Source organism: Sphingomonas spermidinifaciens, from assembly GCF_002351485.1.
Lineage (GTDB): Bacteria > Pseudomonadota > Alphaproteobacteria > Sphingomonadales > Sphingomonadaceae > Sphingomonas > Sphingomonas spermidinifaciens.
Window position 1 is genome coordinate 193,683 of the sequence record NZ_NWMW01000002.1, and the last position, 18,489, is coordinate 212,171.

Below are 18,489 nucleotides of genomic sequence, written 5' to 3' on the forward strand. Positions count from 1 at the left end.
TATGCTTTCGACGGAATGGATGCGCGCGGCCGCGGCGGCCGCGCTCGTCATGGGCGCGGGTGCGGCCGATGCGCAGGTCGATCCGCTCGCCGCCGCCTTCGGCGCGCGCGAGGATGTCGAGCAGGCGAGCCTGTCGCCGGACGGTACCAAGCTCGCCTTCCTGCGGCCCAATGGCGGACAGGGATCGGCGATCATGACGCTCGATCTCACGCAGCCCGATGCCAAGCCCGTCGGGATCGCGGCCGCTGACGGCAAGCCCGAACGACTGTCGAACTGTCGATGGGTGGGCAACACGCGGCTGATGTGCACGATCTACGGCATCGTGCGGGTGGACAACGAGATCGCGTACAGCTCGCGGATCGTCGCGCTCGATGCCGACGGCAAGCGGGTGAAGGGGATGCCGATGCCGCGCGGCTTCGGCGTGGCGCTGTCGAGCGGCGCCGTCATCGACTGGAACCCCGGGATCGAGAACAGCGTGCTGATGATGCGTCAGCAGCTCGAGACGATCGAGAGCGGATCGATGATCGGCGAGCGCACCGGCGGCTATCGCATCGATCGGGTCGATACCGTCAGCCTGAAGGCCTCGCCGGTCGAGCGCGTCGATCCGGCCGCGCGGGAATATTATAGCGACGGTCAGGGTCGCATCCGCGTGATCGGCCGCGCGGTGGTCGACAATGCCAGCGGATATGACCGGCCGGGGCGCCAGTATTTCTATCGCAAGCCCGGCGAGAATGGCTGGCTGCCGCTCAGCGAGACCACGCCGGATGGTGCGGGCTTCGATCCCTACGGCGTCGATGGCGCGGCGAACCTGGCCTATGGCCTCAGGCGGAATGACGGGCGGATCGCGGCGTATACGATGGCGCTCGACGGTTCGGGCAAGGAGACGTTGGTCTTCGCGCATCCCGAAGTCGATGTGTCGGGCTTTGAACGGATCGGCCGGCGCGGGCGGATCGTCGGCGTCAGCTACGTCACCGACCGCCGGCAGGTGAAATATTTTGACCCCGCGCTTGAAAAGCTGGCGGCGAGCCTCGCCAAGGCGCTGCCCGCGACCCCGCTGATCCGCTTCATCGATTCGAGCGAGGACGAGAATCTGATGCTCCTCTGGGCGGGGGCGGACGCCAGTCCGGGCCGCTACTTTCTGTTCGATCGCAGGGCACGCAAGCTGGAGGCGTTGCTCGACGATCGCCCGCAGTTGGGGGAGGTGAAGCTCGCGGCGATGAAGCCCGTCACCTATCCCGCCGCCGATGGGACCAGGATTCCCGGCTATCTGACGCTGCCGCCGGGCAAGGACAGCGTCCGCGGCCTGCCCGCGCTGGTGATGCCGCATGGCGGGCCGGGCGCGCGCGACGAATGGGGCTTCGACTGGCTGGCGCAGTTCTTCGCCGCCAAGGGCTATGCCGTGCTCCAGCCCAATTTCCGCGGCTCGACCGGCTATGGCGATGCCTGGTTCCAGAAGAACGGCTTCAAGGGTTGGAGGACCGCGATCGGCGACGTCAACGATGCGGGCAAGTGGCTGGTCGCCGAAGGGGCAGATGCCGGCCGGCTGGGCGTGTTCGGTTGGTCCTATGGCGGCTATGCCGCGCTCCAGTCGGCGGTGGTCGATCCCGACCTGTTCAAGGCGATCGTCGCCGTCGCCCCCGTCACCGACCTGTCGCGGCTGCGCGGGGAGGGCGAGATGTTCTCTAACTACAGGATCATGCGCGATTTCATCGGCAGCGGTCCGCACCTGATCGAGGGTTCGCCCGCACGCTATCCCGACCGGTTCAAGGCGCCCGTGCTGATGTTCCACGGCGATCTCGACCGCAACGTCAGCGTCGCCCATGCCAAAGCGATGCAGTCGAAGCTTGCCGGCGCGGGCAAGCGGAGCGAGCTCGTCGTGTACGAGGGGCTCGACCATTATCTGGAGGACGGCAGCGCGCGCACGGCGATGCTGGGCAAGGCGAGCGCGTTCCTCGCCGCGTCAATGCCCGGCAAGTGACGCGAAAAGAGGCGGCGTCCCGGAGGATGCCGCCCCTTTTTTCGTGAGCGCCGCGGCGGAGCCGCGTCGTCGGTCCTCGCTTGAGCGAGGCCGGCCGCTCGCATTGATGGTTCGCTTGGGCTCAGCCGCGCTGAGCCCATCGCATCAACGCGAGTAGAACTCGACCACCAGGTTCGGCTCCATCTTCACCGGATAGGGCACTTCGTCGAGCGTGGGGACGCGCGTGAAGGTCACCGCGGCGTTGCCGTCGGGTGCCACGTAATCGGGAATGTCGCGCTCCGACAGGCTCTGCGCCTCGAGCACCAGCGCCATTTCCTTGGCCTTGTCGCCCAGCGAGATCACGTCGCCCGGCTTCACCCGGCGCGAGGCAATGTTGCACTTCACGCCGTTGACGCGGATGTGGCCGTGGTTGACGATCTGGCGTGCCGACCAGATGGTGGGCGCGAACTTGGCGCGATAGACGACCGCGTCCAGACGCTGCTCGAGCAGGCCGATCAGGTTCTGGCTGGTGTCGCCCTTCATGCGCGACGCTTCTTCATAGGCCTTCTTGAACTGCTTCTCGGTGACGTCGCCGTAATAGCCCTTGAGCTTCTGCTTGGCGCGCAGCTGGATGCCGAAGTCCGACATCTTGCCCTTGCGGCGCTGGCCGTGCTGGCCGGGGCCGTATTCGCGCTTGTTCACCGGGCTCTTGGGACGACCCCAGATATTCTCGCCGAGACGACGGTCGAGCTTGTACTTGGCGCTGGAGCGCTTCGACATGGTATTTCCTTGCAATTGCCAACGACGTTGACCCTGGGCGGAAGGCCGGAGCGGCAAACCGAACATGATCGCGATCCCGGTCATCGCCCGACGCAGATACGTCGCGGCCGCCGCTTCACCGGGGTGCGGGGCCTGTTGCGAAGGCGCGCGGCTAGCGCGGCGGGGCGGCGGAGTCAAGCGTGACGGCGGCTTCTCCGGCGGCTAAGCCGGGGCCATGTCACCGCTTCGCGACCCCGATAATTGCTCGACCATGGCAGAGGTGCGCACTGCCGTCGACGCGCTCGATGCCGAGCTGGTGGCGCTCATCGCGCGCCGCTTCGCCTATATGCGCGCCGCCGCACGCATCAAGCCCGAGCGCGGCCACGTCCGCGACGAGGCGCGCAAGGCCGAGGTCATCGGCAATGCCGTCGCCGCGGCGCGCGCGGCGCGCATCCCGGCGGACGCGGTCGGTGCGATGTGGGAGACGCTGGTCGAGGCTTCGATCGCCTACGAACTCGCCGAATGGGAGCGGCGGCGCGCCTGATGGTGCACAAGAAGCCCCATCTGCCCACCAAGATCTGCGAGGCATGCGGCCGGCCGTTCGCGTGGCGCAAGAAATGGGCGCGCGACTGGGAGCAGGTGAAGTTCTGCTCCGACCGCTGCCGGCAGAAGCGATAGTCACGCGTCGCGCGTGGCATATCCGTTTGCCCTGACTAGTCGTCGAGCCTGTCGAGACGGTGTATCGAGGGGTCGCCGCCCTCTCTCGATACGGGCTCTCGACTTCGCTCGGCACCTACTCGAGACCGCGGATCGGGTTGACTTCGATCGCACCTAGTCGATCCGACTATCGAAGCGTCGCCGCCGCCGTCCTATCCTCTTGGCCTGTTTGGTGAGGAGGCTTGCGTGCTGGCATCGGAGATCAACCGGACGACGCCGACGGCGGTGAACGCGCTCGACCGGGCCGCGCCGCCGCCCGAGCTGCCGAGCCTCGGCCAAGCCTTGCAGGCGCAGGCGATGATCGATCCCGCGGGGGCGGCGTCAGCCTATCGCAGCGCGGCGGCGACGCTCTCGCCCGTCGAGCAGGGCGTGCTCGCGCGGACTGCGCCCGCCGCGGCATCGTTCGCGGCGTTCGATTTCGACATTCCGGGTATTCCGGGGCTCCCCGATCTGCCGGATCTGCCCTCGCTGCCCGGCGTGCCCTTCGATTTTCCGGGGCTGCCCTCGGTGCCCAGCTTGCCGTCGCTGCCCGATCTCCCCGACCTGCCGTCGCTGCCCGGCCTGCCCTCGTTTCCGGGCTTGCCGTCGCTCCCCGATCTGCCCTTCCTGCCCGACATCCCAAATCCGCTCGACCTGCTCCAGCGCGGCGCCGATGCGGTGCGCGAGAGGCTTGCCGAGCTGCCACACGAGGTCGCCGACCGCCTCGCCGACTCGATGCGCGGCGACAAGGCGCGCGAACTCACCCCCGCCGAGCAGGCGTTCGTCGAGCAGGCGTTCGGCGATCGGATCGACCTGAGCGAGGTTCGCTTCGTCGATGGCCCCGGCAACTCGCCGATCGCCCGCGCGGCGTTCGCCAACGGCAACCCGGCGATCACCGTCGGCGACACCGTCTATTTCAAGCCCGGCCATTTCTCGACCGACTTCACTGCGAGCGCGGAGGACCGCAAGCTGCTCAACCACGAGCTGACGCACGTCCTGCAGTATGAGACGCTCGGCTATGGCAGCTTCACCGCGCGCTATGCCCGCGAGTTCGCCGAGGCGGGCGGCGATGCCGACAAGATGTACGACTATGCCTCGCGCGACACGGTGTTCGATACCGAGACGCTGGAAGGGCAGGCGCAGATGGTTGGCGATTATGCTCAAATCCGCCACTCGACCAATCCTGCCCGTCAGGCCAAGATTGCCGATCTGGAGCGGCGACTGGAGGGTACTGGTATATATGGCCTGTAAGCGAGCGGCGTCAGGACCGTGTCAGAGGGTCGCGCTCGCGTTATTCTTCGCGCTCGCGGGGTGTACTCAGGGGGTGGAGGTCGAGGTGCGTCGGGGCGCGGCGGGAACGGTGTTTGCGGCGATTCCCATCAATGGCGGGTTCGATGCGTGCATCCAAGACGTCTACCTCTATGCCGAGGCGGAGAAACCCAAGCAGCTGTGGGACGCGACGCGGGGGATGGAAGCGACGCCGTGCGTGCGTGAGGTGTGGCTGATGGCGAACCCCACAGGGTTCAGTGCGGAAGCGCCGCCGGCGTTGAAGGCAGGTCAGCGCTACCGCGTCGAGCTGATGGGTAATGGCTTCACGGCGAGCAAGGTGTTCACGGCTTAAAGACACGCCTCCAACAGCGCCTGGTCGAAGCCGAACTGCTTGGCCTTGTCGAGCGTGTAGGGGCGAAGGCCCATCGAGCGGTACTCGCCGATGATCTTGCCGTCGGCGCTCTCGTCCAGATACTCGAACTTGAACAGTTCCTGCGTGACGATCACCGGGCCTTCCATGCCGATCACCTCGGTGATGTTGGTGACGCGGCGCGAGCCGTCGCGCAGGCGCTTGACCTGGACGATCAGGTCGACCGAGTCGGCGATCTGGCGGCTGATCGCTTCCTTCGGCACCTTGATGTCCGACATCATCACCATGTTCTCCATACGCGCGAGGCATTCGCGCGGGGAGTTGGAGTGAAGCGTTGCCATCGAGCCGTCGTGACCCGTGTTCATGGCGGCGAGCAGGTCGAAACACTCCGACCCGCGGATTTCGCCCAGGATGATGCGGTCGGGGCGCATACGCAGTGCGTTCTTGACGAGGTCGCGAATCGTGATCTCGCCGACGCCCTCGAGGTTCGGAGGGCGGGTTTCGAGCGGGAGCCAGTGCGGCTGCTGAAGCCGCAGTTCGGCCGCGTCCTCGATCGTCAGCACGCGCTCGCCCGGATCGATCATCTTCGAAAGGGCATTGAGCATCGTCGTCTTGCCCGAGCCGGTGCCGCCCGAAATGACGATATTGAACCGGCACGCGCCGGCGACCTTGAGCGCGGTCGCCATCTTCTGGCTCATCGACCCGAAGCCCGCCATCATGTCGAGCGTGATTGGTTTCGCCGAGAACTTACGGATCGAGATGGCGGTGCCACGAAGGCTGAGCGGCGGCACGATGACGTTGACGCGGCTGCCGTCCTTGAGGCGCGCGTCGGCGAGCGGTGTCGTCTGGTCGACGCGGCGGCCGACGGAATTGCAGATGCGCTGAGCGATCTGGAACAGATGCTCCTCGTCGCGGAACTGGATGTTGGCGAGCTCGAGCTTGCCCTTGCGTTCGACGAAGGTCTGTTCGGGGCCGTTGACCATGATGTCGCTGACCGCGGGATCCGACAGCAGTTCCTCGAGCGGACCAAGGCCGAGCAGCTCGTCGACCAGGACCTTTTCCAGCGCGAACTGCTCGCGGCGGTTGAGCGTCAGCTTGAGCTCGGCGAGCACCTCGCCGATGATCGGACGGAATTCCTCGGCGAGCTCGTCCTTGCTCAGCGTCGCCGCCGCTTCGGGATCGACACGCTCGAGGAGGCGCGGAAGCACCTGCTCCTTGATCCGGTGGATCGAGCTTTCGAAGCCCTCGGTGCGGCTCTGCGCCGCGTCGCCCGAGGATGCCTGACGGTCGGCAAGCCGCTGCATCGCATCGACTGCGATCGACGAGTTGGCGAGGTCGGGTTCCGGCGCGGCAGCCATCCCTGCGCCGGGCAGCGGGATCGATTCGATCGGCGGGAACTGTTCGGCATGATCGGGCTCGGTCCGGCCCGGCCCGTGCATCGGCCGCGCGACGCCGAACGACGGTCGCCCACCGCCGCCCCCCACTCCGCTCCGCCGCCCGAATGCGCTCATGCCAAAGCCCTTGTCTGCCCGCTTTTTCTAGAGGCTGGGGTCTAGCCGCGAAGGTTTGACAATTGACTAACCACATCCGAAGCGGATCTATGGTGAGAGACGGGGGCGGGGCCGCGCAGGGGTTGTTGTTCGGCGTGGCGGGCTTCGCGCTGCTGTCGTGCGGTGACGCGGTCATCAAGACGACGGTGGACGAATGGCCCGCGAGCGCGATCGCGGCGCTGCGCTATCTGTTCGGCGCGATCGGCCTCGGCATCGCCGTGTTCGCGACCGAGGGGGTGGGGGCGCTTCGGGTGCCGCGTCCCGGGCTTCAGGTGGCACGCGCGCTGGCCGTCTCCGTGGCCAGCTTCGGCTTCTTCATGGCGCTTCGTTCGATGCCGCTCGCGAATGCGACGGCAGTCCAGTTCACCAGTCCTGCGCTGACGGCGATGCTGTCTGCGCTGTTCCTCGGCGAGCGCGCGCCGAGGGCGGCCTGGGGAGCGACCGCGCTGGCGTTCATGGGCGTGCTGATTGTCCTGCGCCCCGATGTCGCGCGGATGGGCTGGGCGGTCGGCTGGCCGCTTCTGGCCGCGCTGGGGCTGGCGAGCATGATGATCCTGAATCGTCGCGCCGCCGGAACCGGATCGGCACTCGCCATGCAGTATTCGGTCGCCTTGTTCGCCACGCCGATCCTGGTCGCGGCGGCAGTAGCGGGGCACGTCAGCGGCTGGCCACCAATGCAGGCAGGAATGCCGGGCTGGAGCGTGATCGTTCGCTGTGCGCTGGTCGGGGTAAGCGCGAGCGCTGCGCATCTGCTGGTCTACCTCGCGACGGTGCGCAGTTCGGCCGCCGTGGTCGCGCCAACGATGTACGTGCAACTTCTGACCGCGCTCGCGCTGGGGGCGGCGGTGTTCGGCGACCGGCCCGATCCTGTGGCGCTGCTCGGTGCGGGACTGGTCGTCACAAGCGGCCTGTGGCTGTGGCATAGCCAGCGCCCACGAACGGTGCCGGAAACCGAATGAGCCGGGCATCGCTGCCCGGCTCATTCTGAAGTCGATCGAGGGTCCCGGGGGTCAGCCGGCCTTTTCGGCGAGCACCGTCAGGCCCCTGGTCGTGACCTCGGCCAGCCCGCCCTCGACGCGGATCGCCTCGGGCGCGCCGCCGGCGGTCTTGTGGACCATGATCTCGCCGTCGCGGATCGTCGACATGAAGGGGGCGTGCCCCTCGAGCACGCCGAAATCGCCCTCGCTGCCGGGGACGACGACCATGTGGACTTCCTCCGAGCGAAGGAGCTTTTCGGGGGTCACCAGTTCGAAATGGAGCGGCATTGGTCAGTCCTAGACCCCCTCCCCGCTGGGCGGGGAGGGGTGGAGGGGATCAGGCGTTCTCGGCCAGCTTCTTGGCCTTCTCGACCGCCTGGTCGATGCCGCCGACCATGTAGAAGGCGGCCTCGGGCAGGTGGTCGTACTCGCCGTTCACCACCGCCTTGAAGCTGCGGATCGTGTCCTCGATCTGAACGAACGCGCCGGGGATGCCGGTGAACACCTCGGCCACGTGGAAGGGCTGGCTGAGGAAGCGCTGGATCTTGCGCGCGCGGCTGACGGTCAGCTTATCCTCTTCCGACAGTTCGTCCATGCCGAGGATGGCGATGATGTCCTGAAGGCTCTTGTACTTCTGGAGGATCGACTGGACGGCGCGGGCGGTTTCGTAATGCTCCTGGCCGACAACCCGCGGCTCGAGCACGCGGCTGGTCGAATCGAGCGGATCGACCGCCGGATAGATGCCGAGTTCCGAGATCGCGCGGTTGAGCACGGTCGTCGCGTCCAGGTGCGCGAACGAGGTCGCCGGTGCCGGGTCGGTCAAGTCGTCGGCGGGCACGTACACAGCCTGAACCGAGGTGATCGAACCCTTGTTGGTCGACGTGATGCGCTCCTGCAGCGCGCCCATGTCGGTCGACAGCGTCGGCTGATAGCCCACGGCCGAGGGGATGCGGCCGAGCAGCGCCGACACCTCTGCACCCGCCTGGGTGAAGCGGAAGATGTTGTCGACGAAGAAGAGCACGTCCTGGCCTTCCTGGTCGCGGAAATACTCGGCGATCGTCAGGCCCGAAAGAGCGACGCGCGCACGCGCGCCCGGCGGCTCGTTCATCTGGCCATAGACCAGCGCGACCTTCGAGCCCTCGCTGATCGCGTTGCCCGCCTCGTCCTTGGCGATGACGCCGGCGTCGAGGAACTCGTGATAGAGGTCGTTGCCCTCACGGGTCCGCTCACCGACGCCCGCGAACACCGACGTGCCGCCATGACCCTTGGCGATGTTGTTGATGAGCTCCTGGATCAGCACGGTCTTGCCGACGCCGGCGCCGCCGAACAGGCCGATCTTGCCGCCCTTCGCATAGGGGGCGAGCAGGTCGATGACCTTGATGCCGGTGACGAGGATCGAGCTTTCGGTCGACTGCTCGATGAACTCGGGCGCCTTGGCGTGGATCGGCGCCTTGAGGTCGGTGGCGACGGGGCCGCGCTCGTCGATCGGCTCGCCGATGACGTTGAGGATGCGGCCGAGCGTCGCGGGGCCGACGGGCACCTGGATCTGGTTGCCGGTGTCGGTCACGGTCTGGCCGCGGGTCAGACCCTCGGTCGAGTCCATCGCGATCGTGCGGACGGTGTTCTCGCCGAGATGCTGAGCGACCTCGAGCACCAGGCGGGTGCCGTTATTGTCGGTCTCGAGCGCCGAGAGGATCGCGGGCAGCGTGTCGTCGAACGCGACGTCGACGACGGCGCCGATCACCTGCGAGATGCGGCCGACATTGTTGGTACCGCCGGCGGGGCGAATGAGTTCAGGCGCGGTTGCCATCAGCTTGTCCTTGGTCTGGGAATACCGGCGTCGTACCGGTCGGGCGATTGAAAGTCACGGTGATGATGGGGCGGCCATCGGCGCCCTTGGTCACATCGATCGAGCTCGGCACGCCGCCGATGGGCCCGTCGGCTGACTGCTCGGACGTGATCGCGTCGAAGCCGCCCTCGTCGTCGATGCCATACTGCGACAGGAAGCCGCGCAGCACCTCGACAAAACGCTTCTTGGCGGTCTCGGCATTCGCGGCATCGGTCAGCGACAGCGTGAAGACGAGGCGATCGATCTTGCCCGCGGTCGCGCCCGCGGCCTCGAACGTACCGGTGTTCGGCGCCTTGGCATCCGACTGCGACAGCGTGATCGGGCCGCCTCTCGACAGGAAGGTCGGGCCGTCGGCGGCATAGTCGGTCGCGCGATAGCCGAACTGGTTGACCCGCCCGATCGTCTCGCGCGGGGCGCCGAACGCGCGATCCCAACCCTGCATCGTGGCGGCAGTCTGCGCTTCCTTCGCCTCGTTCTCGAGCACGGTCGGCCCGCTCTCGCCGCAGGCGGCGAGCAGGACGAGTGCGGCGAAGGCGAGGGCGCTGCGCATCGGCCTCAGAGTGCCTCGGCGCCCGAGATGATCTCGACCAACTCGGTCGTGATCGCCGCCTGGCGGCTGCGGTTATACTCGATCTGGAGCCGCTTGATGAGGTCGCCGGCGTTGCGCGTGGCGTTGTCCATCGCGGTCATCTTCGACCCCTGTTCCGACGCGGCATTCTCGCGCAGCGCACGGAAGATCTGGATCGCGATCGCGCGGGGCAGCAGGTCGGCGAGGATCGACTCCTCGTCGGGCTCATACTCCATCACCGCACCACCGTCGGTGTCGTTGGTCGCGGCCGCGGGCACCTTGACGGGCAGGATCTGCTGCTCGGTCGGCTCCTGCGTCAGCACCGACTTGAATGTGGCGTAGAACAGGTGCGCGACGTCGAACTCGCCCGCCTGGAAGCGCGCGATGAGGTCGTCGGCATAGCCGCGCGCGCTGTCAAAGGTCAGCTTGCCGAGGTCGCCGGGCTCGTCCGAATGGACGATCTGGTCGCGATAAAGGCGCGACAGCACACCGCGGCCCTTGCGGCCGATCGTGTAGAACTTGACCGTCTTGCCCTGCGCAATGAGCTCATCGGCGCGGCGGCGGGCAAGGCGCGCGATGTTGGTGTTGAATGCGCCGGCCAGGCCCTTGTCGCTGGTCGCGACGACGAACAGATGGACCTGATCGCGGCCGGTGCCCGACAGCAGCAGCGGCGCGTTGTCCGCCCCGCCCACCTTGGCGGCGAGGCGCGCGACGACGCCCTCCAGCCGCTCGGCATAGGGACGCCCGGCCTCCGCCGCCTCCTGCGCACGGCGCAGCTTGGCGGCGGCGACCATCTTCATCGCCTTGGTGATCTTCTGGGTCGACTTGACCGACCCGATCCGGATTTTGAGCGCCTTGAGGCTAGCCATTCAATTCATCCCGTCATCCCAGCGAAGGCTGGGATCGCGTGCCACAGACCGCGCGCTTGCGGCCGGAGACCCCAGCTTTCGCTGGGGTGACGCCGGTTACGCGAAGGTCTTGGCGAAGCCGTCGAGCGCGCCCTTGAGCTTGCCCTTGGTGTCGTCCGACAGATCCTTGGTGTCGCGGATGGCCGCGAGAACGTCAAAATGCTTCGAGCGCATCTCGGCAAGCATCGCCGCCTCGTAGCGCACCACGTCGCTGGTCGGCACCGTGTCGAGATACCCTTGCGTGCCGGCGAAGATCGACACAACCTGCTCCTCGAACGGCATCGGGGAGAACTGTGCCTGCTTCAGCAGCTCGGTCAGGCGCGCGCCGCGGTTCAGGAGCTTCTGCGTCGAGGCGTCGAGGTCCGAGCCGAACTGCGCGAACGCCGCCATCTCGCGATACTGGGCGAGCTCGAGCTTGATCGAACCGGCGACCTTCTTCATCGCCTTGGTCTGTGCGGCCGAGCCGACGCGGCTGACCGACAGGCCGACGTTGATCGCCGGGCGGACGCCCGCGAAGAACAGGTCGGTCTCAAGGAAAATCTGGCCGTCGGTGATCGAAATCACGTTGGTCGGAATGTAGGCCGACACGTCGCCCGCCTGCGTTTCGATGATCGGCAGCGCGGTGAGCGAGCCGGCGCCCATCTCGTCCGACATCTTCGCCGCGCGCTCCAGCAGGCGGCTGTGGAGATAGAACACGTCGCCCGGATAGGCCTCGCGGCCCGGCGGACGGCGAAGGAGGAGCGACATCTGGCGATAGGCGACCGCCTGCTTGGAGAGGTCGTCATGGACGATCACGGCATGCATGCCGTTGTCGCGGAAATACTCGCCCATGGCGGTGCCGGTATAGGGCGCGAGGAACTGAAGCGGCGCGGGCTCCGACGCTGTCGCGGCGACCACGATCGAATATTCCATCGCGCCGTTTTCCTCGAGCGCGCGGACGATCTGCGCGACGGTCGAGCGCTTCTGCCCCACCGCGACATAGATGCAGTAGAGCTTCTTCGACTCGTCGTCGCCCTGATTGACTTCCTTCTGGTTGATGAAGGTGTCGATCGCGACGGCGGTCTTGCCGGTCTGGCGGTCGCCGATGATCAGCTCGCGCTGGCCGCGCCCGACGGGGACGAGCGCGTCGAGCGCCTTGAGGCCGGTCTGCATCGGCTCGTGCACCGACTTGCGCGGGATGATGCCGGGCGCCTTCACCTCGACGCGGCTGCGCTTCTCGGAGACGATCGGGCCCTTGCCGTCGATCGGGTTGCCGAGCGCGTCAACGACCCGGCCGAGCAGGCCCTTGCCCACGGGAACGTCGACGATCGTGCCGGTGCGCTTGACGGTGTCGCCTTCCTTGATCTCGGCGTCCGAGCCGAAGATCACGACGCCGACATTGTCGGCCTCGAGGTTGAGGGCCATACCCTGTGCGCCATTGGCGAACTCGACCATCTCGCCCGCCTGGACGTTGTCGAGGCCGTGGACGCGGGCGATGCCGTCGCCGACCGACAGCACCTGGCCGGTCTCCGACACCTGCGCTTCGGTGCCGAAATTGGCGATCTGGTCCTTGATGACCTTCGAGATTTCTGCGGCGCGGATGTCCATTTTCAGCCCTTCATGGCATGTGCGAGGGAGTTGAGGCGGGTCTTGATCGAGCTGTCGATCATCTGGCTGCCGATGCGGACGACCAGCCCGCCGAGCAGGCTGGGATCGACCGACAGCTCTACATTGACGTCGCGGCCGACGCGCGCGCGCAGCTGCTGGCGGAGCGCATCGACCTGGTCGTCAGCAAGCGGATGGGCGGAGACGATCTCGGCCGTCGTCTCGCCGCGGTGACGCGCCGCGAGCGCGCGGAACGTGGTGATGATGGCGTTCAGGTCGCGCAGGCGGCCGTTCGCGGCGAGGACGCCGAGGAACTTGGTCGTCACCGGATCGAGCGCCAGCGTCCCCGCGACCGCGGCGACGGCGCGACCGGCATCGGCGCGGCCGATCAGCGGGCTCACCGTCAACGCCTTGAAGTCGGTCGATTCGGCCAGCGCCCGGCGCACCGTGGCGAGGCTCGCCTCGACCGCGGCGAGCGACTGCTGCTCGCGCGCCAGGTCGAACAGCGCGGTCGCGTAGCGTCCGCTGAGGCTGGCCTGAATACCGCCGGAAGTCTCCACGCGCGTTCCTTTTCGCGAACCTTGGGTATCCCATCGCGCCGGGTGCGCGAACAGGACCGCAGCCTGTGCGGTCCGGTCGGGACAGGCGCGCGGCTAGCACCCTTGCCGCGCGGGTGCAAGTCGCGCACCGGAGCCGCTTGCCTCGCGGCGTGCCGCGATTATTCTCCCGGACGGGGCAGAATGACGGGGGGTGTCATGACAAAACGGGGGCGAATCGCGCTGGCGGCGGCGCTTGTCTGCATGGGCGGCGCGGCGAGCGCGGAGGCGGTGAGGATCGCGGCGCTGACGCCGCCGGCCGCGCGCGGCGTGGCGATGGCACGCAGCATTGCGGTCGGGCGAATCGGCGGGCGCGACGGGATGCGGCTCAGCCTCTCGCTTGAACGCGCACTAGCGGGGCGGTCGCTGGGCGGGCGGGCCTGGTTCGACGTGCTCGCGGGCCGCAGCGGCGAGGATCGCGCCGACATGATCCTCGACGGCGTCGCCGAGACCGACGTGGTCGAGGGCCGCGTCCGATTGAAGCGCAATCGCTGTATCGAGGGCACCGAGCAGAAATGCGCCAAGCGCGGCGAGGTCGAGCTCGACTGCACGCGCCGCCGGATCGACACCGCCGCCGACCTGCGCGTCGTCAGCGGCGAGGAAGGCCGCGTGCTGTGGAGCGGGCGCAAGACGCGCAGCGACGAGGTGAGCTGGTGCCCCGGCGACACCCGCCCGCGCGGGACCGAGGATGCCGTGGCCGCGATGCTCGAGGACGTGGCCGGCGACGTCGCGAACGACCTCGCGCCCGGCGAATGGGTCGGCAATGTCCGCTTCCGCGAGGGGCGCAAGGGCATGGACAAGGCGACCGGCGACCGGTTCAAGGCAGCGATCCGCCAGACCCAGCGCGACCTGCCCGCCGCCTGTGCCGAGTTCGCCGCGCTGCCAGACCATCCCTCGACGCTGTTCAACCGCGCGCTCTGTGCCGAGGCGTCGGACGATTATGCGGCGGCCGAGCGGGGCTATGCCGATCTCGCCCGCACCGAGCGCGACAGCGACGTCCGCGACGCGCTGGCGCGGGTGCGGGGGACGATCGACGTGCGTGGGCTGATCGCCGACCGGGGACGCTAACCCGAACCGTTACCCCGAATCGGATCCGGGTTGACGGGATCCGGGTTAGCTGAGCGCGGTGCCGCCGACGGTCAGCGCGCCGATCAGCACGCTCGGCTGGCCGACGCCGGCGGGCACCGACTGGCCCGCCTTGCCGCACATGCCGACGCCCTCGTCGAGGGCGAAGTCGTTGCCGATCCCCTCGACCTTGGTGAGTGCGGTCGGGCCGTCGCCGATCAGCATCGCGCCCTTTATCGGCGCGCCGACGCGGCCGTTCTCGACCATATACGCCTCGGTGCAGGAGAAGACGAACTTGCCCGACACGATGTCCACCTGCCCGCCGCCAAAGCTGGTGGCATAGATGCCGCGCTTGATCCGCGAGAGGAGCTCGGCGGGATCATCCTTGCCGGCGCGCATGAAGGTGTTGGTCATGCGCGGCATCGGCGCGTGCTGGAAGCTCTCACGGCGGCCGTTGCCCGTCGGCGCGACGCCGGTCAGGCGGGCGTTCAGGCGATCGTGGATGTAGCCCTTGAGGACGCCGTCCTCGATCAGCACGTTCTCCTGGGTGGGCGTTCCCTCGTCGTCGATCGACAGCGAGCCGCGGCGGCCGACGATCGAGCCGTCATCGACGACGGTCACGCCCTTCGCCGCGACCTGCTCGCCGATCCGGCCCGAATAGACCGAACTCCCCTTACGGTTGAAATCACCCTCGAGGCCGTGGCCCACCGCCTCGTGCAGCATGACGCCGCACCAGCCGGGGCCGAGCAGCACGGGCATTTCGCCCGCGGGCGCGGCAACCGCCTCGAGGTTGACCAGCGCCTGGCGCAGCGCCTCGTCCACCGCGCGGTTCCACGTCTCGGGCGCCATGATCCGGTCGTAAAGCTCGCGCCCGCCGATGCCGAAGCTGCCCGTCTCGCGCCGCCCGTTCGCCTCGACCACGATCGAGACGTTGAGGCGGACCAGCGGGCGCACGTCGGTCGCGACGAAGCCGTCGGGGCGGACGATCTCGACCACGTTCCAAGAGCCGAGCAGCCCGACGCTCACTTGCGCGACGCGCGGGTCGCGGGCGCGGGCGGCGGCGTCGATCGTCTGGCATAGCGCCACCTTGTCGGCGAAGGGGACGAGGTCGAGCGGATCGGCCGCGGTATAGAGGTGTCGGTTGTTGCCGCGCGGCGGCGGCGCTTTCGCCTGCCGTGCGGGGTCGATCAGCGCCATCGTCAAGGCGGCGCGCGCGATCGCGTCGGCGGACAGTGCGTTCCCCTGCGCGAATGCGGTCTGTTCGCCCGACACCGCGCGCAGGCCGAAGCCCGAATGATTGTTGTACGACGCCGTCTTCAGCCGCCCGTCGTCGAACCCGAACGCCTCGCTGTGCGAATATTGGAGGTAAAGCTCGCCATCCTCCGCGCGGGCCAGCGCGTCGCGGGTGAGGCGGAGGGCGGCGTCTGGATCGAGCGCGTCGCCATAGAGGAAGGCGCGGGGGTCGGTGAGGGTGGTCATCCGCCCGATATAGGCGTGCGATCGGCGATGTCTAAGGGAGGACAGGTACCGCCCGCGGTACCCGGCAGAGCCCGTGGCCAGTTGCGCGACCCCGCTTGTCGCTCGCCGCCTCCGGCGTGCCTCTGCTGGTCGGCGGCCTTCGCCGGGGTATGAAGCGAGGAAGGACAATGCTCCCGCGAAACCGGGTGGCTAGGGCGATAAAGCGCAAAATCTGTCGCTACGGGCTCCCGCTTTGGCGAAAGAACGAAGCGCTCAGGTCGGCGTCTAACGCCCCGCGCCGTCGCCGTGATCGGGCAGCTGCGAGTGGTCCGCACCGTCTGCCGGCCCGCCGATCAGCACGAAGCGGCGGTCGCAGTAGCCGCAATCGACATAGCCGGTCTCGTCGATCTGCAGCCACACGCGCGGATGGCCGAGCGCAGGCTCGATATCGCCCGCTCCGTCACAGGCGACGCGGGCATTGGCGGTGCGGATGAGTTCGGGCGGCGCGATCATGGCGCGCCGATTAGCAGCGGTTTGGAGGGGCGGCAACGGGGGCTCGTGTCCCGTTCCTCCTCGTCGCCCCGGACTTGTTCCGGCATCCACCGCCCGCGTGCCCAGCGGCCGCGGTGCCTGGGGCAAGGTGGACCCCGGAACAAGTTCGGGGCGACGAAGACGAAGAGGCGTCCGCTAGCCGAGCGGAACGCTTACGCCGCCTTCGCCCGGCTCTGGCGCTTGCGCTCGTGCGGGTCGAGGAAGCGCTTGCGCAGGCGGATGGTCTTGGGCGTGACCTCGACCATCTCGTCGTCGTCGATATAGGCGATCGCCTGCTCCAGCGTCATCTTCCACGGCGGGGTCAGGCGGATCGAATCGTCCTTGCCCGACGCGCGGAAGTTGGTGAGCTGCTTGGACTTCATCGGGTTGACCTCGAGGTCCTCGGGCTTGGCGTTCTCGCCGATGATCATGCCCTCGTAGAGCGCCTCGCCGACGCCGACCATCAGCACGCCCCGCTCCTCAAGCGGGCCGAGCGCATAGGCATTGGCCTCGCCCGCGCCGTTCGAGATGAGGACGCCGTTCTTGCGGCCCTCGATCGGGCCCTTGTACGGGCCGTACTTCTCGAACAGCCGGTTCATGATGCCGGTGCCGCGCGTGTCCGACAGGAACTCGCCGTGATAGCCGATCATGCCGCGGCTGGGCGCGGAGAAGGTGATGCGCGTCTTGCCGCCGCCCGAGGGACGCATGTCGGTCATCTCGGCCTTGCGGATGTTCATCTTCTCGACGACCGAGCCCGAATATTCCTCGTCCACGTCGATGATGACGGTCTCGTAAGGCTCGGTGCGGCCGCCATTCTCGTCGGTGCCGAACAGCACGCGTGGGCGGCTGATGCCGAGCTCGAAGCCCTCGCGGCGCATCGTCTCGATGAGGACGCCGAGCTGAAGCTCGCCGCGGCCGGCAACCTCGAAGCTGTCCTTGTCGGCGCTCTCGGTCACCTTGATCGCGACGTTCGACTCGGCCTCGCGCATCAGGCGGTCACGAATCATGCGGCTCGTCACCTTGGTGCCCTCGCGCCCCGCCATCGGCGAATCGTTGACGGCAAAGCGCATCGACAGCGTCGGCGGGTCGATCGGCTGCGCCTGGATCGGCACGGTGACGCTGGTGTCGGCGATGGTGTTCGACACGGTCGCCACGGTCAGGCCGGCCAGCGAAATGATGTCGCCCGCCTGCGCCTCATCGGTGGGCACGCGCTCGAGGCCGCGGAAGGTCATGATCTTCGACGCGCGGCCCGTCTCGATGACGTTGCCGTCCATGTCGAGCGCGTGGATCGCCTGGTTGACCTTGACCTTGCCGCTGGTCACGCGGCCGGTCAGCACGCGGCCGAGGAAATTGTCGCGGTCGAGCAGCGTGACGAGGAAGGTGAACGGCGCATCGACATCGAGCGCCGGCGGCGGGACGTGATCGACGATCTTCTGGAACAGCGGGGTCAGCGTGCCCTCGCGCCGATCCGGGTCTTCGCTGGCATAGCCGTTGCGGCCCGAGGCGTAGAGCACGGGAAAGTCGAGCTGCTCGTCATTGGCATCGAGGCTGACGAACAGGTCGAACACCTCGTCCAGCACTTCCTGGATGCGCTGGTCGGGGCGGTCGACCTTGTTGACGACGACGATGGGCTTGAGGCCGAGCGCCAGCGCCTTGCCCGTCACGAACTTCGTCTGCGGCATTGCGCCCTCGGACGAATCGACGAGGAGGACGACGCCGTCGACCATCGACAGGATGCGCTCGACCTCGCCGCCGAAATCGGCGTGGCCCGGCGTGTCGACGATATTGATGCGGGTGCCTTCCCACTCGATCGAGGTCGGCTTGGCGAGGATGGTGATCCCGCGCTCTTTCTCGAGGTCGTTCGAATCCATCGCGCGCTCTTCGACGCGCTGGTTGTCGCGGAAGGTGCCCGACTGGCGGAAGAGCTGGTCGACGAGCGTGGTCTTGCCATGGTCGACGTGGGCGATGATCGCCACGTTGCGGAGGTTCATAGGTGTTCCGTTGGGTTTGGCCGCGCCCGTTACGCAGGCATCGGGCGCGCGCTTAGCCTATTTGCCGCGATTGCGAAAGGGGTGGGGTGGCGGGCGCCGGCGTCAATCTCGCCCGTCGATGCACCTCGTTGTCAGTGAACTCATCGCTCGCCCAGACTCTTGGCCAAATCTGCTTTCGTCATTCTAATTGGCTTAGGATCGCCGGGGTTGAGGGTCGGCAACTCGTCGTCGCTCAAAATCGAAAGTAGAAAGTCGCGATCAATTGCAAGGCCATCGCCCTAGAAGCCGCTGCCTTTGACCTGTCGATCGAACGCCGCCTTGTCAGAGGAAATCGGTACAAACGACTCTCCGTCGACGACGA

The 18,489-nt window shown here is 67.6% G+C and carries 18 protein-coding genes; 7 read left to right on the plus strand and 11 right to left on the minus strand.

Annotated features, from left to right (window positions below; all coding sequences use genetic code 11):
* Position 1 precedes the first annotated feature (1 nt).
* Positions 2 to 1,978: a S9 family peptidase gene (locus tag COC42_RS11075; protein ID WP_245844052.1), complete on the plus strand. Its 1,977-nt coding sequence runs from the start codon at positions 2 to 4 to the stop codon at positions 1,976 to 1,978.
* A 144-nt stretch (positions 1,979 to 2,122) separates the two neighbouring features.
* On the opposite strand, the gene rpsD is transcribed toward COC42_RS11075, so the two are convergent.
* Positions 2,123 to 2,737 carry a 30S ribosomal protein S4 gene (rpsD, locus tag COC42_RS11080; protein ID WP_096343401.1) on the minus strand — a complete coding sequence of 205 codons (615 nt, stop codon included), beginning with the start codon at positions 2,735 to 2,737 and terminating at the stop codon, positions 2,123 to 2,125.
* 214 nt (positions 2,738 to 2,951) lie between these two features.
* Between rpsD and COC42_RS11085 the strand changes: the two genes are divergently transcribed.
* The 4 genes from COC42_RS11085 to COC42_RS11105 all read left to right on the plus strand — a co-directional run bounded on the left by COC42_RS11085 (position 2,952) and on the right by COC42_RS11105 (position 5,033).
* Positions 2,952 to 3,260 (plus strand): chorismate mutase, encoded by a 309-nt coding sequence (locus tag COC42_RS11085; protein ID WP_096343402.1) that lies wholly within the window; start codon positions 2,952 to 2,954, stop codon positions 3,258 to 3,260.
* Complete coding sequence (locus COC42_RS11090) at positions 3,260 to 3,394, plus strand: DUF2256 domain-containing protein (protein ID WP_176484647.1); 135 nt, start codon at positions 3,260 to 3,262, stop codon at positions 3,392 to 3,394. Before COC42_RS11085 ends, COC42_RS11090 begins: the two co-directional genes overlap by 1 nt.
* A 225-nt stretch (positions 3,395 to 3,619) precedes the next feature.
* Positions 3,620 to 4,663: an eCIS core domain-containing protein gene (locus COC42_RS18095; protein WP_141395834.1), complete on the plus strand. Its 1,044-nt coding sequence runs from the start codon at positions 3,620 to 3,622 to the stop codon at positions 4,661 to 4,663.
* An 85-nt stretch (positions 4,664 to 4,748) separates the two neighbouring features.
* Positions 4,749 to 5,033 carry a hypothetical protein gene (locus tag COC42_RS11105; RefSeq protein WP_141395835.1) on the plus strand — a complete coding sequence of 95 codons (285 nt, stop codon included), beginning with the start codon at positions 4,749 to 4,751 and terminating at the stop codon, positions 5,031 to 5,033.
* Here the strand turns inward: COC42_RS11105 and COC42_RS11110 are convergent.
* The gene (locus tag COC42_RS11110) at positions 5,030 to 6,562 is read right to left on the minus strand and encodes a TadA family conjugal transfer-associated ATPase (protein ID WP_176484649.1); all 1,533 of its coding nucleotides are present in this window, start codon (positions 6,560 to 6,562) and stop codon (positions 5,030 to 5,032) included. The genes COC42_RS11105 and COC42_RS11110 overlap by 4 nt on opposite strands.
* A 92-nt stretch (positions 6,563 to 6,654) precedes the next feature.
* Here COC42_RS11110 and COC42_RS11115 point away from each other — a divergent pair, with 92 nt between their 5' ends.
* Entirely contained in the window at positions 6,655 to 7,560 is a 906-nt protein-coding gene (locus COC42_RS11115) for a DMT family transporter (protein ID WP_245844054.1), read from the plus strand.
* Positions 7,561 to 7,611: 51 nt separating this feature from the next.
* Here COC42_RS11115 and COC42_RS11120 read toward each other — a convergent pair whose 3' ends face one another.
* The 6 genes from COC42_RS11120 to COC42_RS11145 form a co-directional block, all read right to left on the minus strand.
* Positions 7,612 to 7,866: an ATP synthase F1 subunit epsilon gene (locus COC42_RS11120; RefSeq protein WP_096343408.1), complete on the minus strand. Its 255-nt coding sequence runs from the start codon at positions 7,864 to 7,866 to the stop codon at positions 7,612 to 7,614.
* A 49-nt stretch (positions 7,867 to 7,915) separates the two neighbouring features.
* Positions 7,916 to 9,388, minus strand: a complete 1,473-nt coding sequence (gene atpD, locus COC42_RS11125) for a F0F1 ATP synthase subunit beta (RefSeq protein ID WP_096343409.1) — start codon at positions 9,386 to 9,388, stop codon at positions 7,916 to 7,918.
* Positions 9,372 to 9,977 (minus strand): hypothetical protein, encoded by a 606-nt coding sequence (locus tag COC42_RS11130; RefSeq protein WP_096343410.1) that lies wholly within the window; start codon positions 9,975 to 9,977, stop codon positions 9,372 to 9,374. The genes atpD and COC42_RS11130 overlap by 17 nt, the downstream gene beginning before the upstream one ends.
* 5 nt (positions 9,978 to 9,982) lie before the next feature.
* Entirely contained in the window at positions 9,983 to 10,864 is an 882-nt protein-coding gene (locus COC42_RS11135) for a F0F1 ATP synthase subunit gamma (protein ID WP_096343411.1), read from the minus strand.
* A 96-nt stretch (positions 10,865 to 10,960) separates the two neighbouring features.
* Positions 10,961 to 12,490, minus strand: a complete 1,530-nt coding sequence (gene atpA, locus COC42_RS11140; protein WP_096343412.1) for a F0F1 ATP synthase subunit alpha — start codon at positions 12,488 to 12,490, stop codon at positions 10,961 to 10,963.
* 2 nt (positions 12,491 to 12,492) lie between these two features.
* Positions 12,493 to 13,047: a F0F1 ATP synthase subunit delta gene (locus tag COC42_RS11145; protein ID WP_096343413.1), complete on the minus strand. Its 555-nt coding sequence runs from the start codon at positions 13,045 to 13,047 to the stop codon at positions 12,493 to 12,495.
* A gap of 195 nt (positions 13,048 to 13,242) precedes the next feature.
* On the opposite strand from COC42_RS11145, the gene COC42_RS11150 reads away from it, so the two are divergent.
* The gene (locus tag COC42_RS11150; protein ID WP_096343414.1) at positions 13,243 to 14,151 is read left to right on the plus strand and encodes a hypothetical protein; all 909 of its coding nucleotides are present in this window, start codon (positions 13,243 to 13,245) and stop codon (positions 14,149 to 14,151) included.
* Positions 14,152 to 14,196: 45 nt separating this feature from the next.
* Here COC42_RS11150 and tldD read toward each other — a convergent pair whose 3' ends face one another.
* The 3 genes from tldD to typA form a co-directional block, all read right to left on the minus strand.
* The gene (gene tldD / locus COC42_RS11155) at positions 14,197 to 15,627 is read right to left on the minus strand and encodes a metalloprotease TldD (protein ID WP_096343415.1); all 1,431 of its coding nucleotides are present in this window, start codon (positions 15,625 to 15,627) and stop codon (positions 14,197 to 14,199) included.
* A 264-nt stretch (positions 15,628 to 15,891) separates the two neighbouring features.
* On the minus strand, positions 15,892 to 16,119 hold the full coding sequence (locus COC42_RS11160) for a zinc-finger domain-containing protein (RefSeq protein ID WP_096343416.1): 228 nt from the start codon (positions 16,117 to 16,119) through the stop codon (positions 15,892 to 15,894).
* A 191-nt stretch (positions 16,120 to 16,310) separates the two neighbouring features.
* The gene (gene typA, locus COC42_RS11165) at positions 16,311 to 18,128 is read right to left on the minus strand and encodes a translational GTPase TypA (protein WP_096343417.1); all 1,818 of its coding nucleotides are present in this window, start codon (positions 18,126 to 18,128) and stop codon (positions 16,311 to 16,313) included.
* Positions 18,129 to 18,489 lie beyond the last annotated feature (361 nt).